The sequence below is a fragment of the Pseudomonas marginalis genome, assembly GCF_001645105.1.
Classification (GTDB): domain Bacteria; phylum Pseudomonadota; class Gammaproteobacteria; order Pseudomonadales; family Pseudomonadaceae; genus Aquipseudomonas; species Aquipseudomonas petroselini.
Genome location: NZ_LKEG01000012.1, coordinates 1 through 19,844 on the forward strand (window position 1 = coordinate 1; position 19,844 = coordinate 19,844).

The 19,844-nt window shown below is 60.7% G+C and carries 14 protein-coding genes; all 14 read right to left on the reverse strand.

Annotated elements, in window-relative coordinates; genetic code table 11:
* Positions 1-102: 102 nt before the first annotated feature.
* Positions 103-3,021 (reverse strand): DUF748 domain-containing protein, encoded by a 2,919-nt coding sequence (locus AO064_RS00730; protein WP_064052099.1) that lies wholly within the window; start codon positions 3,019-3,021, stop codon positions 103-105.
* Between the two features lie 87 nt (positions 3,022-3,108).
* Positions 3,109-4,125 carry a class I SAM-dependent rRNA methyltransferase gene (locus AO064_RS00735; RefSeq protein ID WP_064052100.1) on the reverse strand — a complete coding sequence of 339 codons (1,017 nt, stop codon included), beginning with the start codon at positions 4,123-4,125 and terminating at the stop codon, positions 3,109-3,111.
* 57 nt (positions 4,126-4,182) lie between these two features.
* A complete protein-coding gene (locus AO064_RS00740; protein ID WP_046034290.1) occupies positions 4,183-5,052 on the reverse strand; it encodes an oxygenase MpaB family protein in 870 nt (289 codons plus the stop codon).
* A gap of 16 nt (positions 5,053-5,068) precedes the next feature.
* Positions 5,069-7,006, reverse strand: a complete 1,938-nt coding sequence (gene acs, locus AO064_RS00745; protein ID WP_064052101.1) for an acetate--CoA ligase — start codon at positions 7,004-7,006, stop codon at positions 5,069-5,071.
* A 105-nt stretch (positions 7,007-7,111) separates the two neighbouring features.
* Positions 7,112-8,776, reverse strand: coding sequence for a glucose-6-phosphate isomerase (gene pgi / locus AO064_RS00750; protein ID WP_064052102.1), 1,665 nt, complete (start codon positions 8,774-8,776; stop codon positions 7,112-7,114).
* A 213-nt stretch (positions 8,777-8,989) separates the two neighbouring features.
* Positions 8,990-9,841 (reverse strand): pantoate--beta-alanine ligase, encoded by an 852-nt coding sequence (gene panC, locus AO064_RS00755; protein ID WP_064052103.1) that lies wholly within the window; start codon positions 9,839-9,841, stop codon positions 8,990-8,992.
* Positions 9,838-10,638 (reverse strand): 3-methyl-2-oxobutanoate hydroxymethyltransferase, encoded by an 801-nt coding sequence (gene panB / locus AO064_RS00760; protein WP_064052104.1) that lies wholly within the window; start codon positions 10,636-10,638, stop codon positions 9,838-9,840. Before panB ends, panC begins: the two co-directional genes overlap by 4 nt.
* 286 nt (positions 10,639-10,924) lie before the next feature.
* Entirely contained in the window at positions 10,925-11,410 is a 486-nt protein-coding gene (gene folK / locus AO064_RS00765) for a 2-amino-4-hydroxy-6-hydroxymethyldihydropteridine diphosphokinase (protein ID WP_064052105.1), read from the reverse strand.
* Positions 11,411-11,412: 2 nt separating this feature from the next.
* Positions 11,413-12,816 (reverse strand): polynucleotide adenylyltransferase PcnB, encoded by a 1,404-nt coding sequence (locus tag AO064_RS00770; RefSeq protein WP_015885905.1) that lies wholly within the window; start codon positions 12,814-12,816, stop codon positions 11,413-11,415.
* Positions 12,817-13,525: 709 nt separating this feature from the next.
* Positions 13,526-14,956, reverse strand: coding sequence for a sigma-54-dependent transcriptional regulator (locus tag AO064_RS00775; protein ID WP_015885904.1), 1,431 nt, complete (start codon positions 14,954-14,956; stop codon positions 13,526-13,528).
* A 22-nt stretch (positions 14,957-14,978) separates the two neighbouring features.
* Positions 14,979-17,933, reverse strand: coding sequence for a sensor histidine kinase (locus tag AO064_RS00780; protein ID WP_015885903.1), 2,955 nt, complete (start codon positions 17,931-17,933; stop codon positions 14,979-14,981).
* The gene (locus AO064_RS30605; RefSeq protein WP_003176118.1) at positions 17,917-18,093 is read right to left on the reverse strand and encodes a hypothetical protein; all 177 of its coding nucleotides are present in this window, start codon (positions 18,091-18,093) and stop codon (positions 17,917-17,919) included. Before AO064_RS30605 ends, AO064_RS00780 begins: the two co-directional genes overlap by 17 nt.
* Before the next feature lie 62 nt (positions 18,094-18,155).
* Positions 18,156-19,043 (reverse strand): tRNA glutamyl-Q(34) synthetase GluQRS, encoded by an 888-nt coding sequence (gene gluQRS, locus AO064_RS00785; protein WP_015885902.1) that lies wholly within the window; start codon positions 19,041-19,043, stop codon positions 18,156-18,158.
* 84 nt (positions 19,044-19,127) lie between these two features.
* Positions 19,128-19,568, reverse strand: a complete 441-nt coding sequence (dksA, locus tag AO064_RS00790) for an RNA polymerase-binding protein DksA (protein WP_026083092.1) — start codon at positions 19,566-19,568, stop codon at positions 19,128-19,130.
* Between the last annotated feature and the right edge of the window lie 276 nt (positions 19,569-19,844).

Consider the following 19,844-nt stretch of genomic DNA (forward strand, 5'->3'; position numbering starts at 1 on the left):
CTGGCTCGCCTGCGATAGCATCACCTCGATTCAGCTGAATCACCGAGGTGTCGGTATCGCAGGCGAGCCAGCTCCCACCGTTGCACAGGTGTCGCTCAGGCGTTACTCGGCATCCAGGTGCATCGGTGTCACGACCCGGCCATCCTTCTCGGCCTGGCCCAGGTTGGCATCGATGAAGTACACCCGGTCATCTTCCAACTTCCCTTTGTCGACCAAGTAGTCCTTGATGGTGCTGGCCCGGTCCTGACCCAACTGGCGCAGCAGTACATCACTTGTGCTCCAGAATTTGATCACGCCGTCCTTGAGCTTCGCTGTGCGCTCATCACGGCTAAGGTCTTTCCACTCCGCCGGCGGCTGCTGTTTCAAACGGGTGCGGTAGATACCTTCCAGTAAGGGCGCTTTTTCACTTTCCGGTACTTCCACCAAGGAAGCCTGGGCCGGAACCTTGTCGCCACGGCGCTGGAGCATCTTGTAGTAGTTGTATTGGTATTCGCGCTCCAGACGCTGTGCGGCGAGAAGTGGGCCATCGCTGCTGGCAGCGGCGGTACCTTCGATTTCCAGGCGCAGGGTAGGGCGCTCTTTCAGCGCGTTGGCCAGCTTATTCAACGCGCCCTCAGCGTCTTTGTTCAACTCGCTGGAACCTGCGGCGAACGACACATTCCCCAGGTCTTCCGATCCCCCACCCGTCACCAACCCACCGATAAACTTGAAGGGCGCTGTCGCCGCGCGCACTACCAGGTTACGCAGGGTCTGCCAGACGATAGGCATTACGCTGAATTGCGGGTTATTCAGGTCGCCGGTCACCGGCAGTTCGATGGAGATCTTGCCGTCGGAGTCCTTCAGCAGGGCGATTGCCAGGCGAATCGGCAAGTCCACGGCATCGGCGCTGTCAACTTTCTCACCCAGTTGCAGCTGTTCAACCACCACTTTGTTCTCAGCCTTCAATTGGCCCTTGGTGATCACGTAGTGCAGGTCGAGATTCAGGCGCCCCTTACGGATCCGGAACCCCGCGAACTTACCGGAATAGGGGGTCAGGGTGGTCAGCTCGACACGTTTGAAGCTGGTGGCGATATCCAGCGCTGCCATAGGATCAAACGGGTTCACGCTGCCTTTGATGGTCACCGGCGCATACCGGTCCACCTTGCCCTTGATATCGACGCTGGCCGGCTTGGCCTGGCGACTGTCGATCGTGCCGATCTGCCCGTTGAGCTGTTGAATGGCCGTGGCGAAGTTGGGTGTGAGGCTGAAGTCAGCAAAGTTGGCCGAACCGTCATTGATCGCAATTTGCCCGATACGAATGCCCAAGGGCTTGTCTTTGCTGGCGGGCTTGGCGCTCTTGTCGGCTGGTTGCGGTATCAACAGGTCATCCACGTTGGTGGTGCGGTCATCGTTGATCATGAAGCGCGCATACGGCTGCAGCAGGTTGACCTTGTCAATCGACAGACTGTCGCCGTGTTGATAGTTCACACCTTCCAGCACCAGGCGCTGCCATTTGACGAAGTCGCGGGTCTTGAGGGTGTCCAGCGTGTGCAACTGGTCGACCTGTGCCCGGCCAGTGACTTGCAGTTTCAACGGGGCGGTGCTTTTCAGGTTTACATCGAGGGCGCTGCCGAGCATGCCGCTACGCAGTTCCAGGCGGATGAACGGGCTGATATAGGACTGGGCAACTCGCAGGTCGATGTCCTGGGTGTTCACTTTGAGCTTGGCGCTGACCGGGTTGAGGTTGACTTCGCCGGTCGCCTGGAGCTTGCCTTGCTTGCCCAGGCCGGTGTCGACTTTCAAGGTGAACGGGCTCTGGTTGAGGCTATCGAAGTTCTGCATATCGACGTTCAGCGGGCCCACTTCCAACGCGACCGCCGGCTTGGCCTGACGGTCAGCCAGGTGCACCTGGTAATTGCGCAGTTGCACGTCCTTGAGCAGCACTTGCCACGGTTTGCTTGGCGCGGCGGGCGCGGGCTTTGGCGAGTCGGCGGTGGCCGGTGCGGTCGCAGGCTCCGGCGCCTTGGCGGGTTTACTCGGTTGGCCGGCGAACAGCTTTTGCCAGTCCAGTTGCCCGTCCGCCTCAAGCGCCGCCCAGGTTTCCAGTTTGTTGCTGCGGACCTTGCCGACGACCACCTGCTGCTTGGCCAGGTCTACGGTGGTCTCGCTGACGTCCAGGCGCTCCAGGCGTACCAATGGGCGGCCGTCGGGGGCCTTGATGGAGAACGGTGCGATGCTGGCGGCGGTGTTGGTCAGCTTCAGTTCGGTCTCTTTGGCCAGGCTGAACGTGTACTCGGTGCTGAAGTTGAGCACGCCGTCTTCAAGCACCAGTGGCAGCGCGTCACGTACGTAGGGCCACCAGGCTTTCATCTTTCCGCCAGTGACCTTCAACGTACCTTCGGAGGTGATCGGCACCAGGCTGAAATTGCCTTTCCAGTCGATCTGCCCACCTTCAGGGCCTGCCGCGACCAAGGTCATGTCGGCATTGTCTTCTGGCAAGGTGCTGAGGTTCTTCAGCTCGAAGTCGAGTGTGTCGTAGAGGAATTCGATAGGCTCGCTGGGGCGTAAATCCTGGAAGTGCACGTAGCCGGCAGCCAGCTTGATGCTGTCGATACGCAACGGAAAAGGCTTGGCATCCGGATCGGTCGGGGTGGGCTCACTGGGTGGCAGCTTGAACAACTGCGCCAGATTCAACTGGCCGGACTTGTCGAACAACAGCTCGGTCTTGGGCTTGTCCAGTTGTATATCAGCGAGGTGCAAGGCGCGGGTCCAGAGACTGTCGATCTGCAGGTTGGCATAGAGGCGTTCGAAACCTACCTGCTCCTTGCCGGGCTCACCGATCTGCAGGCCCCAGGCCGTCACTTCCAGGCTGAACGGATTGAACTCGATCCGTTCGATCCGCGCCGGCACCGTGGCGTAATTCGCCAACTGCTGGTTGGCGATACGAAGCGCAATACCGGGAAGAATCAGAAAGCCCAGTAAGCTGTACAGGGCAAGGGCAGTCAACAAGGCGCCAGCGGCGCGGATCAATCCTTTGGGCATGGGGCGGCGCCATCTATGTCATACAGGAGTGCCTTGGAGTATGGCACGGGTTTTCGGTTCCGAAGAGCCGGGCCTTTGGGAAAGGTCTTACAGTTGAAGTATCAGGGTTTTCAGGGGGGGCTGTTGATCCTGTGAGGGAAAGTCCACTCCGGGCGTCATGATTTTCCAGTCGCGCACCGGTCGGCCGGCTTTTTCAGCGCAACGCAGTACCTGCTCGCGCCAATCCTCCATGCTGACTTTTGCCAGGTTGTTGCAGCAGATCAGCACGCCATTGTCAGCCGTGGCAAGCAGCGCGGGTTTGAGCAGGCTCTGATAGTCGCGCAGCAGGTCGACGGTACCGAATGCGCTCTTGGCCCAGGCCGGAGGGTCAAGCAAAACCAGGTCGTATTGACGTTGTTCCAGGCGCGGATAGCTCGGCAGTTTCTGCCCACGTCGCTGGGTGATCGGCAGGCCAGCCAGTTGGCGAATGGCCGGGAAGTAGTCGGATTGTACGAACTCCATGGTGGGCAATTGCGGGTTGAGCAGGCCATTTTCGCGACCGACCGCCAGGTTGCCCTCGGCAAAGTCCAGGTTGCACACCTCACGCGCACCGCCGGCAGCCGCGCTCAACCCCACGCCGCAGGTGTAGGCGAACAGGTTCAGCACGCTTTTGCCGGCGCTGTGCGCCTTGACCCAGCCACGGGTGTTGCGCAGGTCAAGAAACAGCAGTGGGTCCTGCCCGGCATGGCGCCCGCGCACGCGGTAATTGAGGCCCCACTCGTGTCCAACCAGGTCTTCCAACGCGGCGGGCTCCGCACGGTATACCGTGTCTTCGCGGTCGATGCGCGAATTGCCACGGGAACGGTCGTTGTACACCAGCAGCAATTCCAGGCCCATGGACTGGTTGATCTGTTGATGCAGGTCCAACAGCGCTTCGGTTTGCAGGGATTGGTGGAAGCTCTGCACCAGCAATTGCGGGCCGTAGCGGTCGATGGTCAGGCCGCCGGCGCCTTCCTGGCTGCCGTGGAACACGCGGTAGCAGTCGGTGCCCTGGGCGTGCAACTCGCTGATCAGGTCTTGGCGATGATCGAGGGCGGCGCGCAGCGCCTGATTCAAGGAAGACATGGAGCGCGCCTTGCTGGGGAATTGAGGGCGCGAAGTTTAACAGCTATGCGCCGTCGCCTACATCAACCCCATCCGCCGATGGGCGCGTTGTACCGAACCGTTGCGCATGGCCCAACGCAGCATCGGCGCACTGCGTTTGACCCCGGCTCGGATCATCTGGCGTTGCAGCGGGCTCTGGTGCTGTCCAAGCATGGCGCTGGCCCAATCCGGCAACAGGTCGATCCCGGCTTGCATCATCAAGGCGCCAAAAGGTCTGGCCAGCGTACTGGGAGAGGGCGCATTCAGCAGCAAACGCAGGACCTCGCGGCTGCGATCGTCGCACAGCAGTTGTGGACGAATACGTGCCAGATAATCCGAAATTTCCTGCCGCGAGCGCGGAACATGCCGTGCGCCCAGCCGCTCGGCCACCAAGGCAATTTCGCTGTAGTAACGGTCCTGGTCCCGGCCTGAAAGGTGTGGGTTGCGATACCGTAAGTGGGCGGCCAGGAAGTGACTGACTTCCGCCACATGCACCCAGGTCAGCAGTTCCGGATCGCTGGCCGCATAGGGCCGACCATCCGGCGCATGGCCGACCACCTGCAAATGAATGGTACGGACCTTTTCGATCAGCCATTCGGCGTCTTTGCGCGAGCCAAAGGTCGTGCCCGAGATGAACTGCGAGGTACGCCGTAAGCGCCCGAGCATGTCCTGGCGAAAGTTCGAATGGTCCCATACACCCGCCAGGGCCAAGGGGTGCAAGGCCTGCAGCATCAAGGCGCTGATGCCGCCGACGAGCATGCTGGTGAAGTCGCCATGGACTTGCCAACTCACCGAGTCAGGCCCGAACAGGCCCGGGTCACCCTTGGGGTTTTCCAGGTCCAGTTGGCCCAGCGACAGGCCGGTGAGGCTCATCAACTGGGTTTCGATACGGCTGCGAATAAATTCCATGGCGACGTGGGGTTTCCTATCGGTTCAGGCGCTTGTCGATCAAGCCCTCTACGACGCTCGGGTCAGCCAGGGTCGACGTGTCGCCGAGGCTGTCGAGTTCGTTGCAGGCGATCTTGCGCAAAATCCTGCGCATGATCTTGCCGGAGCGGGTCTTGGGCAAGGCCGGTGCCCATTGAATCAGTTCCGGCTTGGCGAAGCTGCCAATTTCCTTGCTGACCAATTCCAGTAAATGTTTTTTTAACGCGTCGCTGGGCTCCACGCCATTCATGGGCGTGACAAAGGCATAAATGCCCTGGCCTTTGACGTCATGGGGGTAGCCCACCACGGCGGCTTCGGCGACCTGGTCGTGCAATACCAGGGCGCTCTCGACCTCGGCGGTGCCGATACGGTGACCGGACACGTTGATCACATCGTCGATGCGTCCGGTGATCCAGTAGTCACCGTCTTCATCGCGCCGCGCACCGTCACCGGTGAAGTAGTAGCCGGGGTAGGGTTTGAAGTAGGTGTCGATCATCCGCTGCGGATCGCCGTACACACTGCGGATCTGCCCCGGCCAGCTCGCTTTGATCGCCAGCACGCCACTGCCGGCGCCGCTGAAGGCCTTGCCGTGTTCATCCAGTAACACGGGCTGTACGCCGAACATGGGTTGGGTTGCACAGCCCGGCTTGATCCGTTGCGCGCTGACCAAGGGGCTGAGCATGATGCCGCCGGTTTCGGTCTGCCACCAGGTGTCGACAATCGGGCAGCGCTGTTCGCCCACGGCGTTGAAGTACCAATCCCAGGCTTCCGGGTTGATCGGTTCGCCGACGCTGCCCAGCAGGCGCAGGCTGGCGCGGGACGTGTTCTCCAGCGGGCCATGGCCCTCACGCATCAATGCACGCAAGGCCGTGGGCGCGGTGTAGAAAATATTGACCTTGTGCTTGTCGATCACCTGCCAGAAGCGCGAACTGTCCGGGTAGCTCGGCACCCCTTCAAACATCAGCGAGGTCGCGCCATTGGCCAGCGGGCCGTACACGATGTAACTGTGGCCGGTGACCCAGCCCACATCGGCGGTGCACCAGAACACTTCGCCGTCGCGGTAGTCGAGCACGTACTTGAAGGTCATGGCTGCTTGCAGCAGGTAGCCCCCGGTGGTGTGCAACACGCCCTTGGGTTTACCGGTGCTGCCGGAGGTGTAGAGGATGAACAGCGGGTCTTCAGCTTCCATCGGCTCGGGCGGGCAGTCGTCGCTGGCGGCGTCCAGGGCTTGTCGATACTTGATGTCGCGGTCTTTCACCCAGATCAGGTCAGCCCCCGTGCGCTCCACCACCAGCACGGTGCTGACGTTGGGGCAACTGGCCAGGGCTTTGTCGACATTTTGTTTCAACGCCACCGGCTTGCCGCCGCGTACGCCTTCGTCGGCGGTGATCACGGTGCGGCAGTCCGCGTCGAGAATGCGATCGCGCAGGGCGTCCGGCGAGAACCCGCCAAACACTACGGAGTGCACGGCGCCAATCCGCGTGCAGGCAAGCATGGCGTAGGCGGCTTCCGGGATCATCGGCATGTAGATGCACACCCGGTCGCCTTTTTTCACGCCACGGCTTTTCAGTACATTGGCCAGGCGGCTGACGTTCTGGTGCAGCTGGCGGTAAGTGATTGTGGAAGATTTCGCAGGATCATCGCCTTCCCAGATGAAGGCCGGCTGATCGGCGCGTTGCGCCAGGTGACGGTCGATGCAGTTGTAGCTGACGTTCAGTTGCCCGCCGGCAAACCATTGGGCGGCGCCGGTGTTGATGTCTGAGCGATGAACCGTGTGCCAAGGGGTTATCCAGTCGAGAAAGGCCTTGGCCTGTTCAGCCCAGAAGGTATCGGGCTGTTCGATGGATTGGCGGTAGAGGCGCTGGTAGTCCTCTTGACTGAGTTGCGCAGCCCGGCGGACGGCATCGGCGGTGGGAAACGTGCTGATATCGAACATGAGCGATCCTTATTCTTGTTTTAGCCACAAGTCATAAAGATGCACCCTGCTGGGGGAGGGTTCAAGGCCAACCTCCAAACGGACGTTGGCCCTGCAATACCTGTATCAGCCGCGGTGACGACCGCGGAAGTAGTTGATCAGGCCCTGGGTCGAAGCGTCCTCTGCCGAGGTTTCTTCGGCACCGGTCAGGCGGTTGTAGACGCCTTTGCCCAGCTCTTTGCCCAGTTCCACGCCCCATTGGTCGAAGGCGTTGATGCCCCAGATCACGCTCTGCACGAACACTTTGTGCTCATACATGGCGACCAGCGCCCCCAGGCGACGCGGGCTGATGCGCTCGACCACGAGGGTGTTGCTCGGACGGTTACCCGGGATCACCTTGTGCGGTGCCAGCTTCTGCACTTCGTCTTCCGGGATGCCTTTGTCGCGCAGCTCGGCTTCGGCTTCGGAGCGGGTCTTGCCGAGCATCAGCGCCTGGCTCTGGGAGAGGCAGTTGGCGTACAGCCACTGATGGTGGTCGGACACCGGGTTGAAGCTGACGATCGGCACGATGAAGTCGGCCGGGATCAGTTGGGTCCCCTGGTGCAGCAACTGGTGGTAAGCGTGCTGGCCGTTGCAACCCACGCCACCCCAGATCACCGGGCCGGTATCGGTAGCGACTGGCGTACCGTCCTGGCGAACGCTCTTGCCGTTGGATTCCATGTCCAGCTGTTGCAAGTGCTTGGTGATGTTACGCAGGTAGTGGTCGTACGGCAGGATCGCGTGGCTCTGCGCACCCCAGAAGTTGCCGTACCACACGCCCAGCAAGCCCAGCAGCACCGGCATGTTGGCTTCGAATGGGGCGTTCTGGAAATGCTGGTCCATGGTGTAGGCACCGGACAGCAGTTCCTTGAAGTTTGACATGCCGATCGCCAGGGCGATGGGCAAGCCGATGGCTGACCACAGCGAGTAGCGGCCGCCGACCCAATCCCACATCGGGAAGATGTTTTCTTCGCGGATACCGAAGGCCACGGCTGCCGCGTTGTTGCTGGATACGGCAATGAAGTGACGATACAGCTCGGCTTCCGAGCCACCCTGAGCCAGGTACCAGGCGCGGGCGGCCTGGGCGTTTTTCAGGGTTTCGAGGGTGTTGAAGGATTTTGACGAGACGATAAACAGCGTGGTCTCGGCGCGCAGCTTCATGGTCAGCTCGTGGAACTCGCTGCCGTCGATGTTCGCCAGGTAATGGCAGCGCACGCCTTTGTGGGCGTAGGACAACAGCGCTTCGGAGACCAGCTCCGGGCCGAGGAACGAGCCACCAATACCGATGTTCACCACGTCGGTGATCGGCTTTTCGGTGTAGCCACGCCACAGGCCATCGTGGATGCGGCCGACCAGATCAGTGATCTGGTTCAGCACCTTGTGCACGTCCGGCATGATGTTCACGCCGTTCACCGACAGCTTGTCACCCACCGGACGGCGCAGAGCGGTGTGCAGCGCTGGGCGACCTTCGGAAGAGTTGACGGGCTCGCCGGCATACAGCGAATTGATCGCGTCTTTCAGCCCGACTTCGTTGGCCAGGCCCACGAGCAGGTCACGGGTTTCGCTGGTGATCAGGTTTTTCGAGTAATCGAGGAAAAGTCCGCAGCTGCTCAAGGTGAACTGGGAGAAACGCTGAGGATCGGCATTGAATGCTTCGCGCATGCTGAAATCCTGCATGGCTTGGCGATGTTGATTGAGCGCTTGCCAGGCGGGCAGAGCGGTAACGTCATGAGGAGTGCGGTAGTACGCCATCGCTGCGGGTTTCCTTTTATTACGGGGACTGCCTTTAGGACACTTCTAAGCCCGGAACGTCCAGTCTTTCATCAAGCAATGGGTTCCGGACAGCGCTAACCATAGCGCAGGGCGATTACATTAAACCTAGCGTGTCGATATGTCTTGGCTTTGTCTGCGCTCAGGCCGGTACTTTTTTATACCGGCACTTTTTATTTCCGCAGCAAGGAGGGGTCAGTCGAGGGTCAGGTGCAGGTTGTCGATGAGGCGGGTGGCCCCCAGATAAGCGGCTACCAGGATCACGATATCGCGGTCCTCGGGCGTGGCGGGGCGCAAATGCACGCCCTGGCGCACTTCGAGGTAGTCCAGGCGCAGACCGGCGGCTTCGATCTGCTGGACCTGTTCGGCACGCAGCTTGGCGAAGTCGTGATCACCGGCTTTGATCGCTGCGCCAATCTGGCTGAGGCTGCGGTACAGCACCGGGGCAATGGCCCGCTGCTCATCTGTGAGGTAGCCATTGCGCGACGACAGTGCGAGGCCGTCGTCGGCGCGCACGGTGGGTTCGCCGATGATCTGGATGGGCATGTTCAGGTCGTGGACCATGGCGCGGATCACCGCCAGTTGCTGGTAATCCTTCTGGCCAAACACGGCCATGTCCGGCTGGACCATGTTGAACAGCTTGCTGACCACCGTCGCCACGCCTTCGAAGTGCCCTGGACGGCTGGCGCCGCACAGGTCTTCAGACAGTTGCGGCACGCTCACGCGGGTCTGGCCGGTCATGCCGCCGGGGTACATTTCCTCGACGGTGGGCGCGAACAGCAGGTTGCAGCCGGCTTGCAGCAGCTTTTCCTGGTCGGCGGCGAGGGTGCGTGGGTACTTGTCCAAGTCTTCGCCGGCGCCAAACTGCAGCGGGTTGACGAAGATGCTCGCCACCACGAAGTCGGCCTGTTGGGCGGCCTTGGTCACCAGGGTGGCATGGCCGCTGTGCAGGTTGCCCATGGTGGGCACAAAGCCAATGCGCTTGCCGGCGCTGCGGGCGTGCGTTACGGCTGCGCGCAGTTCACGTACGGTTTTTACGGTGTTCATGCAGAGAATCCGTGTTCGGCGCCAGGGAAGGTCACGCCTTTGACTTCAGCGACGTAGGCGCTCAATGCGTCGTGGATGCTGGCTTGGCCGGTCATGAAGTTTTTCACGAACTTCGGCACGCGACCGGTGATCGACAGGCCGAGCATGTCGTGCAACACCAGTACCTGGCCATCGGTGGCGGAACCCGCGCCAATACCGATCACCGGCACTTTCACAGCCTGGGTGATTTCTGCCGCCAGTTCGCTTGGCACGCATTCGAGCAGGATCATTGCCGCGCCGGCTTGTTCCAAGGCGATGGCATCGGCGCGCATCTGGCGCGCCTGGGCCTCATTACGGCCCTGTACCTTGTAGCCGCCGAGGAGGTTCACCGACTGTGGTGTCAGGCCCATGTGCGCGCACACCGGCACGCCGCGCTCAGCCAGCAGGCGGATCGACTCGGCAAGCCACACCGCACCTTCGACTTTGATCATGTGCGCACCGGCTTGCATCAGTTTGCCGGCATTCTGGAAGGTCTGTTCAAGCGTCGCGTAACCCATGAACGGCAGGTCGGCGATGATGAAGGCGCCATCGTTGCCACGCTTGACGCTGGCGGTGTGGTACGCAAGTTCATCGGTGGTGACGGGCAGGGTGCTGTCATTCCCTTGAAGAACCATGCCCAGGGAGTCGCCCACCAGCAGCACTTCAACCCCGGCCTGGCAGCTGGCGTGGGCGAAGGTGGCGTCATAGCAGGTCATCATGGTGATTTTTTCACCTTTGAGCTTGAGGCTCTGCAAGGTGGTCAGGGTAATGTCTGGCATGAAAAGGGTCCTCGTTCAGGCGCTTGGAAACAGCGAGTAACGCGCGTGAGTCTTCGTTTATACAGGCGCACTGTCTTGAGAGCAGTGCTTATAAGGCCTGGATTGCGCCCTTTAGCGCCGGGTTGGCGGCAGCGGGACGCCTATAGTCGTGAGGAGGACACGGGAAGTCAATTGGATGTGTTACCGCATTGTTACGATGGCGGTGTTACCGCTGTTACTGACGCGATTCAGCAACTTGAGCCCCGTTTTCACGTCACAGGAGATCAACATGTGGGTGCTGGCTGAGTCAGTCCTGGGGAAGGCGTTCCAGGCCGACAAACGGGCAAGCGGCCAGCAAGTCGCGCAGGGTTTGGCCGTCAGGCAATGACAGGGTGGCGGGCGCCAGTTCCGCCAGCGGGTACAGTACAAACGCACGCAGGTGCATCTGGTAATGGGGCACCTTGAGGCGTGGCTCGTCGATCAGGTGATCGCCAAACAGCAGGATATCCAGGTCGAGCGTGCGCGGCCCCCAGCGCTCCAGGCGTTCGCGGCCCTGGTCGTTTTCGATGGCTTGCAGCGCATCCAGTAACTCAAGGGGCGCGAGGCTGCTGTCCAGGGCGGCCACCGCATTGGTATAGCGCGGCTGGCCCGGGAGCAGAGAGTCACTTTGATAAAAGGCGGAGACACCGGCGACGGTGGTGCCTGGCAATTGCGCCAGCGCTTCAATAGCACTGCGCAATTGCTGATCCGGGGCAGCCAGGTTGCTGCCCATGCCGATGTAGATGCGCTCCACGTTTATTCGCCTGCAGCGCCCGAGGCATCAGCGGCACTGCGCTTGCGCTTGGTACCGCTGCGGCGACGCTTCTTCGGCCCAGCGCCTTCGCCGTCGCCTTTGCTGCCGAGGTCACGGATCATGTCGCGGCGCTCGCTGTCATTGGCATCCTGGTAGTCGGTCCACCATTCGCCCAGGCCGTCGGTTTGCTCGCCAGCGCTTTCGCGCAGCAGCAGGAAGTCATAGCCTGCGCGGAAGCGCGGGTTGTCCAGGAGCAGGTCAGCACGTTTGCCGCTACGGCGCGGCAGGCGTTCCTGCATGTCCCAGATCTCGCGGATCGGCATGGTGAAGCGTTTCGGGATTGCGATGCGTTGGCACTGCTCGGCGATCAGCTCATGCGCGGCTTCCTGCATGGCCGGAATCGGTGGCATGCCACGGTCTTGCAGGCGCAGTACGCGTTTTGGCAGGGCTGGCCACAGCAGGGCGGCAAACAGGAATGCCGGGGTCACCGGTTTGTTCTGCTTGATGCGCAGGTCAGTGTTGATCAGTGCTTCGCTGATCAGGGTGTGGGTGTACGTGGGGTTGTATTCCAACGCCTCGGCGCTGGCCGGGAACAGGGGATCGAACAGCTGCAGGTCCACCAGCATTTCAAAGGTGTCGGCGGCGTAACCCGAGAGGAACAGCTTGAGCACTTCTTCGAACAGGCGCGCTGAAGGGATCTCCCGCAGCATCGGTGCCAGTTCGCGAATCGGCGCAGCCGTGTGTTTCTCGATGCCGAAGTTCAGCTTGGCGGCAAACCGCACGGCCCGCAGCATGCGCACCGGGTCTTCCTGGTAGCGCTGGACCGGGTCGCCGATCAGGCGGATCAGGTTATTGCGAATGTCGTGTACGCCATTGGCGTAATCGAGAATGCGCTCGCTGACCGGATCGTAATACAGGGCGTTAATGGTGAAGTCGCGGCGCTGCGCGTCTTCTTCCAAGGTGCCGTAGACGTTGTCGCGCAAGATGCGCCCGCTTTCGTTGCGGGAGGACTGGTTGGTGTCTTCCTCTTCATCGTTTTGCGGGTGGCCTGCACGGAACGTCGCGACTTCGATGATTTCGCGTCCGAAGTGGATATGCACCAACTTGAAGCGCCGACCGATGATACGCGCATTGCGGAATTCGGCGCGTACCTGCTCAGGCGTAGCGCTGGTGGCAACGTCGAAGTCCTTGGGCGTGATATTGAGCAGCATGTCACGCACGCACCCGCCCACCAGATAGGCCTGGTAACCGGCGTTCTGCAAACGCTCGACGATGTTCACTGCATAACGGCTGAATTGAGCACGTTGCAGCGAATGCTGGCTGCTGTTGAGCACTTCAGGCGTGCTGCGTTTGTGTTGCGTACGACGCAAGGGAGAACGGAATGACTGGAACAACTTCTTCAGCATGGGATGCACTGTTTGAAGGAATGTTCGGCCATAACGAAGAATGACCGCATGATGGGCCGGGATTCTAGCATTTAGTCAGGGGATGGTGTAGGAACAAGCTAAGGGCATTGCGCCATAAGCCTTTACGGTGATTCATGCCAGACAAATCCCGGAAACTACAAGGGGAGCCGAAGCTCCCCCAGAAGTAGTTGCGTGCTCTATTTTTATTATTGGTTGCGGGCTTCTTGTTTTTGTTGATCGCCCTCGCCATGAAGCTTCACCTTCATGGCACTCCCAATCGGGAGCCAAGAGCAAACGGATTGCTTTGGTCGCTGTGTTGCTGATCTACGATCCAACCAGTTCAGGCTCTGCCTTAGGGCAGTTTTTGTTGTTCTCGGCCTGGTTGCGGGGCAAGCCCCAAATGCAACGCCTCTCCAAAAGAATCAGTTAGCTGCGCCTCCGCCGTGTTGTTTTTGTTATGCGTGAGTCGATTCGTCTTATTTTTATTGTCTTGTACAAAGCTTGTTATTGTTTTTGTACTAAGCATATAGCAGGGTGCGTGCCAACTTTTGCGTCGCCCAGCAAAAACGGGGGGTTGAGGGGGGTTCGGGTTTTTGACGGACCAAAAAAAGCCGGGGCTTCGTTACCGTAAGCCCCGGCTTTTGTTACGCGAAATATCCGCGGTAACAGTTTTTTCACATCTATGGGTGTTACCTGTGGGGGCGCACCCTCAACTCTCGCTGGCCACACCGGTCTTGCGCCGTGGAATACCCAGGCGCTGGCGGCGTTCCCATAAGCATTTGCGGCTCACGCCCAATTTGCGCGCCAGTTCGGTCTCGGTCATATGGTCCTGGTGTTCCAGGACAAAATGCTGGAAGTAATCTTCCAGTGACAGATCTTCCGTTGGCTCATGGCTGGTATTGCTGCCGCCGCCGTGCTGTGGGGCCAGGCCGATGAAATCGTCCTCCTCCAGATCACTGAGCTCGATATCGATACCCAGCAGCTCGGCGGAAATTTCCGGGCTCTCCGACAGGATCACTGCCCGCTCGACCGCATTTTCCAGTTCCCGCACGTTACCCGGCCACGAGTAATGCCGAATGGCCTGCTCGGCGTCGGGGGCGAACTTCAGGTCGGTGCGGTTGATGCGCGCGCTTTGGCGCAGCAGGAACGCGCTGGCGATCTCGTTGACGTCGGCACCACGTTCACGCAGGGCTGGCAGCTTGAGCGCGATCACGTGCAGGCGGTAGTACAAGTCTTCACGGAACTGGCCGATCTTGGCCAGGCTCTTCAGGTCACGGTGGGTGGCCGCGATCAGGCGCACATCGACCTTTTGCGACTGTACCGAGCCTACGCGGCGAATTTCGCCTTCCTGTAGCACACGCAGCAAGCGCGCCTGGGCTTCCAGAGGCAGCTCGCCGATCTCGTCGAGGAACAGCGTGCCGCCGTCCGCGGCTTCTACCAGGCCCGCACGCCCGGCGCTGGCGCCGGTGAATGCGCCTTTCTCGTGACCAAACAGTTCGGACTCGATCAGGGATTCAGGGATCGCCGCGCAGTTCACCGAGATCATCGGTGCCTTGGCACGCTTGGACAGGTTGTGCAGGGCGCGGGCCACCAGTTCTTTACCGGTGCCGGACTCGCCCTGGATCAATACATTGGAGTCGGTCGGCGCGACTTTGCGGATCTTGCTGTAGAGGTCCTGCATCGGCGGGCAGGAGCCGATGATGCCGATCTCGCCGTTGCTGTTGTCGACGCCTGGTTTATCGGCCGCTTTGCCTGCCGGGCGTTGCTCGACGGGCGCACTGCTGGCCGACTGGCGGTCACGCAGGATACGGGCCACGGCCTGAAGCATCTCGTCATGGTCGAAAGGCTTGGCGATGTAGTCCACCGCGCCCATCTTCATGGAGTCCACCGCCGAGCGCAGGCTGGCGTAGCTGGTCATGATCAGCACCGGGGTGCCCTGGCCAAGCTTGATCAACTCGGTGCCAGGCGCGCCGGGAAGGCGCAGGTCACTGACAATCAGGTCGAACGTGGGAATGCTGAAACGCTCCTGGGCTTCCTGCACCGAGCCGGCTTCGCTGACCTGGTACTGATTTCGTTCAAGCAGGCGACGCAAGGCAGAGCGGATAATGGTTTCGTCTTCGACGATCAAAATGTGCGGCATTGATTCAATTCTCTCGACGGTCTCAGTTCACAGCGGACGTCGCTTCGACATGACGCGGCAAGGTCACCCGAATACGGGTGCCGCGTTGGCTTTCGGTGTCAGCCGGGCTGTCGATGGTGATTTGTCCATAATGCTCTTCAACGATGGAATAGACCAGTGCAAGGCCCAGACCGGTACCTTCACCTGGGTCCTTGGTGGTGAAGAAGGGTTCGAACAATCGGTCCATGATGTTCTGTGGAATACCGCTACCTTCATCTTCGACGATCAGATCGACCGTATGTTCGAAAACCTCGGTCTTGACGCGTACCGCGCCACCGGCAGGCGTTGCATCGCGGGCGTTGGAGAGCAGGTTGATCAGCACTTGGGCCAGGCGTTGTGAGTCGCCGTCCACCCAGTGGTCGGGGTCGCACAAGTTGAAGAACTGTACTTCGAAATTGCGCCGGTTCAAGGCCAGCAGCCCAATGGCATCCTGCGCCACTTCGGCCAGGCACACCGCTTCATCTTGGTTCTGATGCCCGCCCGCGTGGGCAAAGCTCATCAGCGACTGCACGATGCGTGACACGCGCTTGGTCTGTTCGAGGATTTGCCCGCTGATCTCGATGATCTCGCCATCTTCCTCGCGCTCTTCGCGCAGGTTCTGCGCCAGGCACGCGATACCGGTGATCGGGTTGCCGATTTCATGGGCCACGCCCGCCGCCAGTCGGCCAATGCTGGCCAGACGCTCGGAATGCACCAGCTTGTCTTCGAGCATCTGGGTTTCGGTCAGGTCTTCCACCAGTAGCACCAGGCCGCTGTTACCGGGCGCCAGGGGCTCGTCGATCGCGGCTTTGTGCAGGTTGAGCCAACGGGTTTGGCCGTCGAGGGCCAGATGCTGCTTGTGCAAGTGCTCGTCGGGCAGATTGATGAACCCTTGCAGCAACTCTTTCCACGGATCGCCCAAGGTATTGAGGCGGGAACCGACCACGCGCTGCGCTGCGATACCGGTGAGTTCTTCCATGGCCTTGTTCCACATCAGGATCTCTTGATCCTTGGCCAGCGAGCACACGCCCATCGGCAATTCTTGCAGGGTCTGGCGGTGGTAGCGGCGCAGGGCATCGAGTTCGGCGGCGAGGCCCGTGAGGCGTGAGTGGTAATCCTCGAGCCGGCTCTCGATGAAATGGATGTCTTCGGTCACGTAGTTTTCGCCGCCGGCCTTGTAGGGCAGGAAAGTTTCCACCATGTCCTGGGACACACTGGGTCCCATCAACCCGGACAGGTTGGCTTCGATACGGTCGCGCAGACGCCGCAGCGCGTAAGGGCGCCGCTCGTCGAACGGCAAGTAGAGATCGCGCAGCGCTTGTTCGACTTCCTTTTGTGCGGCTTTGGCACCCAAAGGCTTGGCCAGTTGCGTGGCGAACTCCTGGGGTGAGGCGGCATGCAATTCACGGCGTTGCGGGCGGCGCACGTTGTCCACCGCGCAGGCTTCGGCGGCGCTGGTTTCTTCGGGGCTGGCATTGGTGAACAGCGAGATCAGCGTGAACATCAAGACGTTGGCGGCCAGGGACGCAATCGCCGCCATGTGCCAGCTGGTGTCATCCAGCACGTAGATCATGTTCAGCAATGGGATGTAGAAGCCCTGCAGATTACCGACCAGCGGCAGCAGCATGGTCACGATCCACACCAGGATCCCCGCCAGCAAGCCGGCGATAAAGCCACGGCGATTGGCGGTCGGCCAGTACAGCACCGACAGCACGCCCGGCAGGAACTGCAAGGTGGCGACAAACGCGACGATACCCAGGTTGGCGAGGTCTTGCCCGGCGCCCAGCAACAGGTAGAACCCGTAGCCGGCCATGATGATCGCGACGATCAGCGCGCGCCGCGTCCATTTCAGCCAGCGGTAGATGTTGCCCTCGGCCGGCGGCTGGTACAGCGGTAGCACCAGATGGTTGAGCGCCATGCCCGAGAGCGCCAGGGTCGTGACGATGATCAGCCCGCTGGCGGCTGACAAACCACCGACGTACGCCAGCAAAGCCAACGCCGGGCTGTTGGCGGCAATGCCGATGCCGAGGGTGAAGTATTCCGGGTTAGTGGTGGCGCCCAGTTTCAGACCAGCCCACAGGATCAGCGGCACCGCCAGGCTCATCAACAGCAGGAACAGCGGCAAACCCCAGCTGGCGCTGACCAGCGAGCGCGGGTTGAGGTTCTCGGTAAAGGTCATGTGATACATGTGTGGCATCACGATCGCCGAGGCGAAGAACACCAGCAGCAGCGTGCGCCATGGACCCTCTTGCAGCGGCGTGTGCAGGGCGGCGAGGGCGGTCTGGTTTTGCAGCAACCAAAGCTCAAGCTGCTGCGGGCCGTCGAACACGCCGTAAAGTGCATAAAGGCCGACACCGCCGATGGCGATCAGCTTGATCACGGACTCGAAGGCAATTGCAAACACCAGGCCTTCGTGTTTCTCGCGGGTGGCGATATGGCGTGAACCGAAGAAAATCGTGAACAGCGTAATCAACGCGCAGAAGGCCAGGGCAACGCGGTGCTGCACCGGCTCACGGGTCAGGATGCTGATGGAGTCAGCCACTGCCTGGATTTGCAGGGCCAGCAACGGCAACACGCCGATCAGCATGAAAATGGTGGTCAGCGCGCCGGCCCAGGTGCTGCGAAAGCGGAAGGCAAACAGGTCGGCCAGGGATGACAGCTGATAGGTACGGGTGATTTTCAGGATCGGGTACAGCAACACCGGTGCCAGCAGGAACGCGCCGGACACCCCGAGGTAACTGGAAAGAAAGCCATAGCCGTATTGATAGGCCAGGCCCACCGTGCCATAGAACGCCCAGGCACTGGCGTACACGCCCAGGGACAAGGTGTAGGTCAGCGGATGGCGAATGATCGCCCGCGGAATCATTCCGCGCTCACTGATCCAGGCCACCCCGAACAGCGCGGCCAGGTAGGCGGCACTGATCAGCAGCATCTGGGTGAGGCTAAAGCTCATCGGCATCTTTTTGGCTCTGCAGGATGAAAGTCACGACGATCAGGATCAGCCACAGCAGATAGGGGCGATACCAGGCGCCCGTGGCGTCGATCCACCAATCCATGATGGCGGGAGAAAACAGGTAGATCCCGACGACCAGCAGCAGGACCAATCGATAGATGTACATGTTGGCCTCTGATTGAAAAACTGCGGCGATGGTAACGGATGCCTGGCAAGCTGCAAGCGCCTTCAGCTCAATTGCGCTTCGGCCAGCGTGAGTGTGCGAGGTATCCGGCCGGCATCCCAGTGCTGGATGCCCCAGTCCAGCAGTTCCCGTGGGCTGGCGTGCAGCAACTCGTCGCCGGGTTGCTGGCCGAGGGCACGCAGGGCTCTCAATAGCAAAGGCGTGGCCTGGTCGGGTGTCAACGGCGGGGAACGGTAGGATTTGCCCAGCTTGTTGCCGTCCGGTTGGATGATCAGCGGCACATGCAGGTAGCGCGGTTGGCGCAGGCCGAGCAGTTCCTGCAGGTAGAGCTGGCGTGGCGTGGAGTCGAGCAGGTCGGCGCCGCGCACGATATCGGTGACGCCTTGCCAGGCATCGTCGAGGACCACGGCCAGTTGATAGGCATACAGGCCGTCGCGGCGACGGATGACAAAATCGCCTACATCGCGGCCCAGGTGCTGTCGGAATTCGCCCTGGACGCGGTCGGTAAAGTGGTATTCCAGCTCCGGAACGCGTAACCGTATGGCGGCATCCTGCTGATCGTGTCCTGCATTGCGGCACAGCCCAGGGTAGATACCGTTGTAGGGTTCCAGCTGTTTACGTGAACAGGTGCACGCGTAGGCCAGGCCATGGTTGAACATATCGTTCAGCACTTTGGCGTAGGCATCATGCCGCTCGCTTTGTCGGACGAGTTCACCGTCCCATTCGAAACCGTAGCCTTCCAAGGCGTGGAGGATCGCTGCCTGGGCGCCCGGCTCTTCACGCGGTGGGTCAAGGTCCTCCATGCGCATCAGCCAGCGGCCTTGGTTGGCGCGGGCGTCGAGGTAGGAGGCGAGGGCGGCGACCAGGGAGCCAAAATGCAAATGGCCGCTGGGCGTGGGGGCGAAACGCCCGATATAGGTAGAGGCTGTCATGGGCCGGATACTACTGGAAATTCGGTAAACGCCAGAAACAAAAATGGGGCGTTTGCACGCCCCATTCGTTCAGTTCGGCAGGGATTACTTGCCGACCTGTTTTTCCTTGATTTCAGCCAAGGTCTTGCAGTCTACGCACAGGTCCGCGGTTGGGCGGGCTTCCAGGCGACGAATACCAATCTCGACGCCGCAGGATTCGCACCAGCCGTATTCTTCGTCTTCGATCAGTTGCAGCGTCTTGTCGATCTTCTTGATCAGCTTGCGTTCGCGATCACGGGCGCGCAGTTCAAGGGCGAACTCTTCTTCCTGGCTGGCACGGTCGGCCGGGTCCGGGAAGTTGGCGGCTTCGTCCTTCATGTGGTCAACGGTGCGGTCGACCTCTTGCATCAAGTCCTGCTTCCACTTTTGCAGGATCTTGGTGAAGTGCTGGCGCATGGGCTTGCCCATGTACTCCTCACCCTTCGCTTCGACGTAAGGTGTGAAGCCACTGAGGCTCTGCTGCTGTTGCTTTGCTTGGGTGGACATGAATAGACCGCCTCTCACTCTTCTAATCCATTGCGCAGGATTGCAACGTCACCGACACCTGCCGGCCCTGCGGCTGCAAGCGGGCGAACTTACCAGATAGATTCGGGGTGCGCCACTCCCGGTTGTCGAGGCCCATGGCAAATCGCTTGCAAACTGCGACAGCCCGCCATTGCTGGGTATGCATTGCCTCGAATGTTGATTTTAGTCGTTTTGCAGGCGCTTGCTCGGCCGGCACATGCCTCCGGGCAGGCAATAGAACATGTTTTCCCGCGAGGG

Bases quoted from the DNA above. Each gene is read 5' to 3' on its own strand.
- AO064_RS00730 (WP_064052099.1), bottom strand. From the start codon at position 3,021: ATGCCCAAAGGATTGATCCGCGCCGCTGGCGCCTTGTTGACTGCCCTT.
- AO064_RS00735 (WP_064052100.1), bottom strand. From the start codon at position 4,125: ATGTCTTCCTTGAATCAGGCGCTGCGCGCCGCCCTCGATCATCGCCAA.
- AO064_RS00740 (WP_046034290.1), bottom strand. From the start codon at position 5,052: ATGGAATTTATTCGCAGCCGTATCGAAACCCAGTTGATGAGCCTCACC.
- acs (WP_064052101.1), bottom strand. From the start codon at position 7,006: ATGTTCGATATCAGCACGTTTCCCACCGCCGATGCCGTCCGCCGGGCT.
- pgi (WP_064052102.1), bottom strand. From the start codon at position 8,776: ATGGCGTACTACCGCACTCCTCATGACGTTACCGCTCTGCCCGCCTGG.
- panC (WP_064052103.1), bottom strand. From the start codon at position 9,841: ATGAACACCGTAAAAACCGTACGTGAACTGCGCGCAGCCGTAACGCAC.
- panB (WP_064052104.1), bottom strand. From the start codon at position 10,638: ATGCCAGACATTACCCTGACCACCTTGCAGAGCCTCAAGCTCAAAGGT.
- AO064_RS00770 (WP_015885905.1), bottom strand. From the start codon at position 12,816: ATGCTGAAGAAGTTGTTCCAGTCATTCCGTTCTCCCTTGCGTCGTACG.
- AO064_RS00775 (WP_015885904.1), bottom strand. From the start codon at position 14,956: ATGCCGCACATTTTGATCGTCGAAGACGAAACCATTATCCGCTCTGCC.
- AO064_RS00780 (WP_015885903.1), bottom strand. From the start codon at position 17,933: ATGCCGATGAGCTTTAGCCTCACCCAGATGCTGCTGATCAGTGCCGCC.
- AO064_RS30605 (WP_003176118.1), bottom strand. From the start codon at position 18,093: ATGTACATCTATCGATTGGTCCTGCTGCTGGTCGTCGGGATCTACCTG.
- gluQRS (WP_015885902.1), bottom strand. From the start codon at position 19,043: ATGACAGCCTCTACCTATATCGGGCGTTTCGCCCCCACGCCCAGCGGC.
- dksA (WP_026083092.1), bottom strand. From the start codon at position 19,568: ATGTCCACCCAAGCAAAGCAACAGCAGCAGAGCCTCAGTGGCTTCACA.